This window comes from Rhizobacter sp. P3_C12 (genome assembly GCF_056402735.1).
In genome coordinates this window covers 1-7,284 of the sequence record NZ_JBFUGW010000289.1, presented here as the reverse complement: position 1 = coordinate 7,284, position 7,284 = coordinate 1, and the positions used below count along the sequence as shown (strand labels likewise).

The following is a 7,284-nucleotide window of genomic DNA, read 5'->3' as shown; positions in this document are numbered from 1 at the left end:
GTGCGCAGCAGCCCGGGCAGGCGCGGCGCCAGCGGGCCGAGGTCGATGCCGTGCGGCGCAGCCTTCAGCCGGTCCAGCGTCAGGCCCGCGGGCCGGCGGCCGAAACCGTCGCCGAACGGCCCGCTGCGCAAGGCCAGGTCGAGCAGCCGCTCCGGGCCGCGGTGCACCGACACCGCCTGCAGCACCGCATCGGCCTGGTCGCCGGCGAGCTTGCGCACGTCGTCGGCCACCAGCGCGTCGTCGAGGGCCGCGATGTCGGCCTGGGCGCCGCGGCCCTGCACCAGCGCGGCCAGCCGCAGCAGCGTCTCCCACTCGGCCGGCGCGCCCGCCGGCGGCGGCAGCACGGCCGGGCTGTAGCGCGCATGGTTGCGCACGCTGAACTGCGGGAACGCGACGTCGTAGTGCGTGTCCTCCAGCGGCGACAGCCCGGGCAGGATCACGTCGGCATGGCGCGTCGTCTCGTTCAGGTAGATGTCCAGGCTCAGCATGAAGTCGAGCCCCTCCAGCGCCTTCGCCAGCCGCGCGCCGTTCGGTGCCGACAGAACAGGGTTGCTCGCGATCGTGATCAGCGCCTTCACCTGGCCCGCGCCCGGCGTCTCGATCTCCTCGGCCAGGCAGGTCATCGGCAGCTCGCCGTACACCTCGGGCGCGCCGCTGACGCGGCTGTGGTGGCGGCCGGTCACGATGCCGCGCCCGCGGCCCGGCGTGCCCACGGTGTTCGCCGCGAACGCCGCGGCCTGCGGGAACATCGCGCCGCCGGGTTCATCGAGGTGGCCGCTCAGGATGTTCAGCACGTCGATCAGCCAGGAGCAGGTGGTGCCGTACGCCTGCACGCAGGTGCCGAGCCGGCCGTAGATGCAGCCGCGCCCGGCAGCGGCGAGGTCGCGCGCCAGGCCTCGGATGACGTCGGCCTCGATCCCGCAGCGTGCGGCCATCGCGGGCGCATCGAACGGCTGCACCGCCTCGCGCAGCGCCTCCACCCCCGCCAGGTGCGGCTGCAGGCGCCCGAGCTTCACCAGCCCCTCGGCGAACAGCGTGTGCACCATCCCGAGCAGCAGGAACACGTCGCCGCCCGGGCGGATGAAGTGGTGCGCATCGGCGAGCGCGGCCGTCTCGGTGCGCCGCGGGTCGATCACCACCAGCCGGCCGCCGCGCGCCTTCATCGCCTTGGCCTTGCCGCGGAAATCCGGCACCGTCCACAGGCTGCCGTTGCTGGCCATCGGGTTCGCGCCCAGCATCAGCAGGTGGTCGCAGCGCTCGATGTCGGGCACCGCCATCGACAGCCAATGGCCGTACATCAGCCCGTTCGACAGCTGCTTGGGCATCTGGTCGAGYGTCGAGGCCGAGAAGAAGTTGCGCGTGCCCAGCGCCTTCAGCAGCCGCGGCATGTACAGCAGCAGGCCCATCTTGTGCGCCGACGGGTTGCCCAGCGTCAAGGCGACGCTGTCCTTGCCATGCGCCTCGCGCAGTGGCAGCAGGCGGCGCTCGATCTCGGCGAAGGCCTCGTCCCAGCTCGCCTCGACGAAGCGCGCGCCGCGCCGGATCAGCGGCGTGCGCAGCCGGTCCGGGTCGTCGTGCAGGTCCTTCAGCGCGACACCCTTCGGGCACAGGAAGCCGGCGCTGAACACGTCGGCCGCATCGCCGCGGATGGTGCCGATGCGGCCGTCGTCGTCGACCTGCACCTCGAGGCCGCAGCAGGCCTCGCACAAGGGGCAGATGCGCAGGGCAGTGCGTGATGTCATCGTCGTCTCCTGGATGCGGATCGTCGCCGCAGCCCCGCCTTTATGCGCCGTTCGAGCCCGCCTGTCCGTCACCGAGGCGACGCAGCAACTGCGCCGTCTCGGCATCGGCCGGGAAGAAGGTCTCCAGCGCCAGCTCCGACAGCGTGATGTCCAGCGGCGTGCCGAACACGGTGGTCGTGCTGATGAACGACAGCACGCCGACCGAGCTGCGGATCTGCAGCGGCACCGCGACCGCGCTCCAGTCGTCGCCGCCGGGCGGGCTGTCGTCGCCGGGGTAGGCCTGCAGCTCGTCGAGCAGCGCCGCGAGCACCGGATCGCCGCTCGCATGCACCAGCGTGCGCAGCCGCGCGAACAGGTGGGTGCGCCAGGCGTTCAGGTTGACGATCTTCGGCGCCACGCCGTCCGGATGCAGGCTCAGCCGCAGCACGTTGACCGGCGGCACGAGCAGGTGCGGCGCGACGCCATCGAGCAGCAACGCCATCGGCCGGTTGTGCGCCAGCAGGTTCCAGTGCCGGTCGACGGCCAGGGCAGGATGCGGCTCGTGGGCCCGCAGCACCAGCTCGACGGCATCGCGCGCCGCCTTCAGCGCCGGGTCGTCGAGCAGGCGCTCGCGGTACAGCGGCGCAAAGCCGGCGGCGGTCAGCAGCGTGTTGCGCTCGCGCAGCGGCACCTCCAGTGCCTCGGCCAGGTGCAGCACCATCGCGCGGCTCGGCGCCGCACGGCCGGTCTCGACGTAGCTCAGGTGGCGGGTGGAGATGTCGGCGTCGCTGGCCAGGTCGAGCTGGCTCAGGCGGCGCCGCTGCCGCCATTCGCGCAGCAGCGCGCCGACCGGCGTCATGCGGGAACCGCCTTGCGCTCGACGATGCGCGGCAGCCGCACCACCGCGCGCAGCCCGCGCGGCTGCACCGGCTGCAGCTCGACGGTGCCGGTGTGGCGCTCGACGATCTCCTTGACGATCGCGAGGCCCAGCCCGCAGCCGTTGCCCTCGTGCGTCGCGCGGGCGAAGCGGTCGAACACCCGCTCGCGGTCGGCCTCGGCGATGCCCGGGCCGTTGTCCTCGACCTCCAGCACCGCCTGGCTGTCCTGGGCCGACAGCCGCACCGTGACGACGCTGCCGTCGCCGGCATAGCGGATCGCGTTGTCGACCAGGTTCAGCAGCGATTCGCGCAGCAGCAGCGCATTGCCGTGGATCTCGATCGGCTTCTCGTCGCCCTCGTCGAGGCCGAGGTCGACGCCCGCATGCCGGGCGCGCGGCACCAGCTCGGCCGTCACCTCGCTCGCGAGCCGCCGCAGGTCGACGCGCGTGCGGCCCTGCGCCGCCACCGATTCGGGCTCGGCGCGCGCCAGCGTCAGCAGCTGGTTGACCAGGTGCGCGCTGCGTGTCGCGCTCTCGTGCACGCGGCGCAGCCGGGCCTGCAGCGCCGGGTTGTCGGTCTCGGTCAGCGCGAGCTCGGTCTGGCTCTTCAGCCCGGCCAGCGGCGTGCGCAGCTGGTGCGCTGCATCGCTGATGAAGCGCTTCTGCACCGACACGTTCTCGTGCACTTGCGCCAGCAGGCTGTTCAGCGCCTTCACCAGCGCGCGCACCTCCTCGGGGGCGGCCTCCAGCTTGATCGGCGCCAGGTCGTTCGGCGCGCGGTCTTCCACCTCGGCGCGCAGCCGGGCCAGCGGCGCGAGGCCGGTGCGGATGCCGCCCCAGACGATCACCGACATCAGCGCCACCAGCCCCGACAGCGGCAGCGCGGTGTCGACCAGGATCTGGCGCGCGAGCTCCTCGCCGCTCGCGCGGCTGCGCGCCACCTGCACCAGCATGCGCTGCGGCGCGGTCTCGTCGCCGAACGACAGGTACATCGCCGCGACGCGGATGCCCAGCTGGTGGGACTTCTCCTTCATGCTGCCGTTGTAGAAGTAGGTCTCGCCGAGGCGCGCATCGGTGACCGGTGGCGGCGGYAGCTTGTTGTTGCCGAGGATGAACTCGCCGGGCGGCGTGCTGACCATGTAGTACACGCGGTCGTCCGGGTCGGCCTCGATGATGTCCTGCGCGGCGCGCGGGAAATCGATGAACAGGCCGTTGCCGATCGGCTTGACCTGGCGCGCGAGCGCGCGGGTCGCGGTCTTCAGCGCGGCGTCGATCGCGCGGTTGGCGTAGCGGTCGGCGACGTTGTAGGTGACGTAGGCGGCGGCCAGCCACAGCACCAGCTGCGGCAGCAGCAGCCACAGCAGCAGGTGGCGGTGCAGCGAGCGGGTGCCCGGCGTCACGCCGGGCATGCGGCGCAGGGCCAGCTTGAACGGCGACAGCATCGTTCTCAGGAGGAGGCTTCGGCTTCCAGCAGGTAGCCGAGGCCGCGCACGGTGCGGATGGCCAGGCCCGAGCCGTCGAGCTTGCGCCGCAGCCGGTGGATGTAGACCTCGATCGAGCCGGCGTTCGCATCGCCGCGCTCCACCGCCCAGGCTTCGGCGATCTGTTCCTTCGTCACGACCTTGTCACGCTGCGTGAGCAGCAGGTCCATCAGCATCCATTCGCGCGGCGACAGCTCCATCGCCTCGTTGCCGATCGCGGCGCGGCGGGTGTCGCGGTCGAAGCTCAGCCGCCCCATCTCTTGCGCCGACGCGGTGGCCACGCTGCGGGTGCGGCGCAGCAGCGCGCGGATGCGGGCCTCGAGCTCGGGAAAGTCGAAGGGCTTGGTCAGGTAGTCGTCGGCACCGGCGTTCAGCCCGGCGACGCGGTGGTCGAGCCCGTCGAGCGCGGTCAGCACCAACATGGGCAGTGTCGGCCGGGCGGCGCGCACGCGCTTGAGCACCGTCAGGCCGTCGACCAGCGGCAGGCCCAGGTCGAGCACGCCGAGATCGAACTGCTGGCGCAGCAGCAGGTATTCGGCGACGGCGCCATTCGGGGCCACGTCGACCTCGAAGCCGGCCAGCGCCAGGTTGGCGCTGAGGGCATCGGCAAGGATGGCGTCGTCTTCGGCAAGCAGCAACTTCATGTGCGAAGCTTAGCGACTTCAGTGGCGAATCCGCATCGCCGGATACCCGAACGGCTTGCGGTGCTGGCACACTGTGTCGAACTCGATTCCGCCCCGGTGGCCCGCATGCACGACCACGCCGCACTGATCCAACGCTTCTACGAAGGCTTCTGCCGCCGCGACTGGTCCGCGATGGGCAGCTGCTACCACCGCGAGGTCCACTTCACCGATCCGGTGTTCGACCTGCACGGCGCCGATGCGGGAATGATGTGGCGCATGCTCTGCACCAACGGGCGCGACCTGCGGCTCGAGTACACCGGCATCCAGGCCGACGACCAGAACGGCTCGGCGCACTGGGAGGCGAACTACACGTTCTCGGCCACCGGGCGCAAGGTGCTGAACATCATCGATGCGAGTTTCGAGTTCCGCGACGGGCTGATCGTGCGGCACGTCGACCAGTTCGATTTCTGGGCCTGGTCGCGGCAGGCGCTCGGCGCGCCGGGCTGGGCGCTCGGGTGGTCGGGGCTGCTGCAGAACAAGATCAAGGCGAAGGCGGCTTTCAACCTGGCGCAATTCAAGGCGAAGAACCCTTCGTAGAAGAGCCGCGCACAGACGGCGGCAAACAAAACCGTTCGGGCTGAGCCTGTCGAAGCCCTGGCGGCATGCGAACAGACCCTTCGACAAGCTCAGGGCGAACGGGCAGTGCGTTACGCCATGCCGCCGTTGATCGAGATCACCTGGCCGGTGATGTAGCCGGCCTCGTCCCCTGCGAGAAACCCGACAAGCGCCGCCACTTCATCCGCCGTGCCGGCGCGCTTGGCCGGCACCAGCTGGCCGATCGCCTTGTCGTCGAAGGCCTGCGCCGTCATGCGCGACGCGATGATGCCCGGCGCGACCGCGTTCACCGTGATGCCACGGCTCGCCAGCTCCAGCGACAAGGCCTTGGTCGCGCTGTTCAACGCCCCCTTGGCCGCCGCATAGTTCGTCTGCCCGCGGTTGCCCATCACGCCGGCCACCGACGAGAGGTTGATCACCCGGCCCCAGCGCGTGCGGATCATCGGCATCACCAGCGGCTGCGTCACGTTGAAGAAGCCGTGCAGCGACACGTCGATCACGCGGTGCCACTGTTCCTCGCGCATCGCCGGGAACACCGCATCGTCGTGCAGTCCGGCGTTGTTGACGATCACCTGGATCGCGCCGATCTCGGCCAGCGGCAGCAGCGCCGCCTCGCAGGCCGCGCGATCGGTCACGTCGAAGCAGACCGCCTCGGCCGAGCCGCCCGCGGCGTTCAGCTGCAGCGCCAGCAACTCGACGGCATCGGGCCGCGAGTTGGCATGCAGGATCACATGGAAGCCGTCGCGCGCCAGCCGGCGCGCGATCGCGCTGCCGAGGTCGCCGCTGGCGCCGGTGACGAGTGCGCGCCGCAGGGCAGGGGTGTCGCTCATGGTGTCTCTCCCGGGTGGAGCACGACCGCGGCCCGCCCGTCGGCCACCGGCGTGCCGGCATGCTGCACGCGGAACGCGTAGAGCAGCTGGTGCGCATCGCCGGCCACGCGCTCGGCGACGACCTCCAGCGCCCCGGGCAGGTCGTGCAGGTGCAGGCGGTGGCAGTGCACGCCGCGCGCGCTCGCGAGAAAGCCCGGCGCGGCCGGCGTGCCGGTCGCTTGCGCGAGCAGTGCGCCATGCAGCGCCATCGCCTGCGCTGCGTACTCGATCGCCGCGGTGGCGAGCAGGCCCGACGCGGTGCGCAGCGGGTGATCGGCGGCACGGTGGCCGGTGGCGCGGCAGCGGATCGTCTGCGCGTCCCAGGTCAGCAGGCCGTCGAGCAGGCACATCGATCCGGCGTGCGGGATCAGCGCGGCGATGCCGGCGTGGTCGAGCAGCAGGGCCTCGTCGTTCATCACGGGCGGTGGATGTCGACGCGCAGCGACAGGCCGGCCTGGCAGTCGAGCGCGACACGGCCTGCTTCGCCGCGCGCAATCAATTCGAGCAGCGGCAGCGCGCGCGCCGCGGGGATCTGCTGGCGCAGCGCCTCGAGCCCGGCATCGCGGCATGGCGTCGACGGCTGCGGCGCCTGCGCCGTGATTTCCAGCCGCGCGATGGCGCCATCGCCCGTCGGCCGCAGCACCAGCGCGACGCCCAGGCTGTCGGGCAGCGGCCGCGTGGCCTGCAGCGGCTCGGGGTAGGGCGTGTCGCTCGCGACCAGCAGCACCGGCTGCGACGGCAAGCCATGCAGTTGCCCGGCCGCTTCGATCAGCCCGGCCGCGAAGCTGGTGTCGAAGCCGCACAGGCTGGTCGACGCGGCCCGGCCGGTGACGGCGATGTGCCAGTAGCCGGCCGCGGCGTTGTGCACCGAATTCGTGAAGCGCGTCGGCGACACCAGCCGGTCGTTGCCGGCGAGGGCCTCGCACAGCGCATGGCAGTTGGCGCCATCGCCGCTCGATGACGCGAACACCGTGGCGGCGAGTGCCGGGTCGATGCCGCCATTCCGGCAGGCCTCGTCGGCGACGGCCAGCGCGATCTTGATCGCCGCCCCGGCGCGGCGCCGCTCGGCGGCCGGCAAGCGGGCCGGCGGCGGCACGG

Annotated in this window: 8 protein-coding genes; 1 reads left to right on the top strand and 7 read right to left on the bottom strand. The window is 71.8% G+C overall.

Going from position 1 to position 7,284, the window contains the following annotated elements; translation table 11 throughout:
- The 4 genes from AC1DXV_RS28665 to AC1DXV_RS28650 all read right to left on the bottom strand — a co-directional run.
- On the bottom strand, positions 1–1,742 hold a 1,742-nt coding region (locus AC1DXV_RS28665; protein ID WP_477936807.1), incomplete at its 3' end, for a molybdopterin-dependent oxidoreductase.
- A gap of 40 nt (positions 1,743–1,782) precedes the next feature.
- Positions 1,783–2,580, bottom strand: a complete 798-nt coding sequence (locus AC1DXV_RS28660; RefSeq protein WP_477873785.1) for a helix-turn-helix domain-containing protein — start codon at positions 2,578–2,580, stop codon at positions 1,783–1,785.
- Complete coding sequence (locus AC1DXV_RS28655) at positions 2,577–4,040, bottom strand: sensor histidine kinase (protein ID WP_477936804.1); 1,464 nt, start codon at positions 4,038–4,040, stop codon at positions 2,577–2,579. Before AC1DXV_RS28655 ends, AC1DXV_RS28660 begins: the two co-directional genes overlap by 4 nt.
- 5 nt (positions 4,041–4,045) lie before the next feature.
- Positions 4,046–4,723, bottom strand: coding sequence for a response regulator transcription factor (locus tag AC1DXV_RS28650; protein WP_477872690.1), 678 nt, complete (start codon positions 4,721–4,723; stop codon positions 4,046–4,048).
- Between the two features lie 105 nt (positions 4,724–4,828).
- Here AC1DXV_RS28650 and AC1DXV_RS28645 point away from each other — a divergent pair, with 105 nt between their 5' ends.
- Positions 4,829–5,299, top strand: a complete 471-nt coding sequence (locus AC1DXV_RS28645) for a nuclear transport factor 2 family protein (RefSeq protein ID WP_477872692.1) — start codon at positions 4,829–4,831, stop codon at positions 5,297–5,299.
- Positions 5,300–5,409: 110 nt separating this feature from the next.
- Here the strand turns inward: AC1DXV_RS28645 and fabG are convergent, their stop codons facing one another.
- The 3 genes from fabG to AC1DXV_RS28630 form a co-directional block, all read right to left on the bottom strand.
- Entirely contained in the window at positions 5,410–6,147 is a 738-nt protein-coding gene (gene fabG, locus AC1DXV_RS28640) for a 3-oxoacyl-ACP reductase FabG (RefSeq protein WP_477936802.1), read from the bottom strand.
- Entirely contained in the window at positions 6,144–6,602 is a 459-nt protein-coding gene (locus AC1DXV_RS28635; RefSeq protein ID WP_477874362.1) for a hotdog family protein, read from the bottom strand. The genes fabG and AC1DXV_RS28635 overlap by 4 nt, the downstream gene beginning before the upstream one ends.
- Positions 6,602–7,284 (bottom strand): beta-ketoacyl synthase chain length factor (locus AC1DXV_RS28630; protein WP_477936800.1); only part of this gene is annotated, 683 nt, incomplete at its 5' end. The genes AC1DXV_RS28630 and AC1DXV_RS28635, both read right to left, overlap by 1 nt.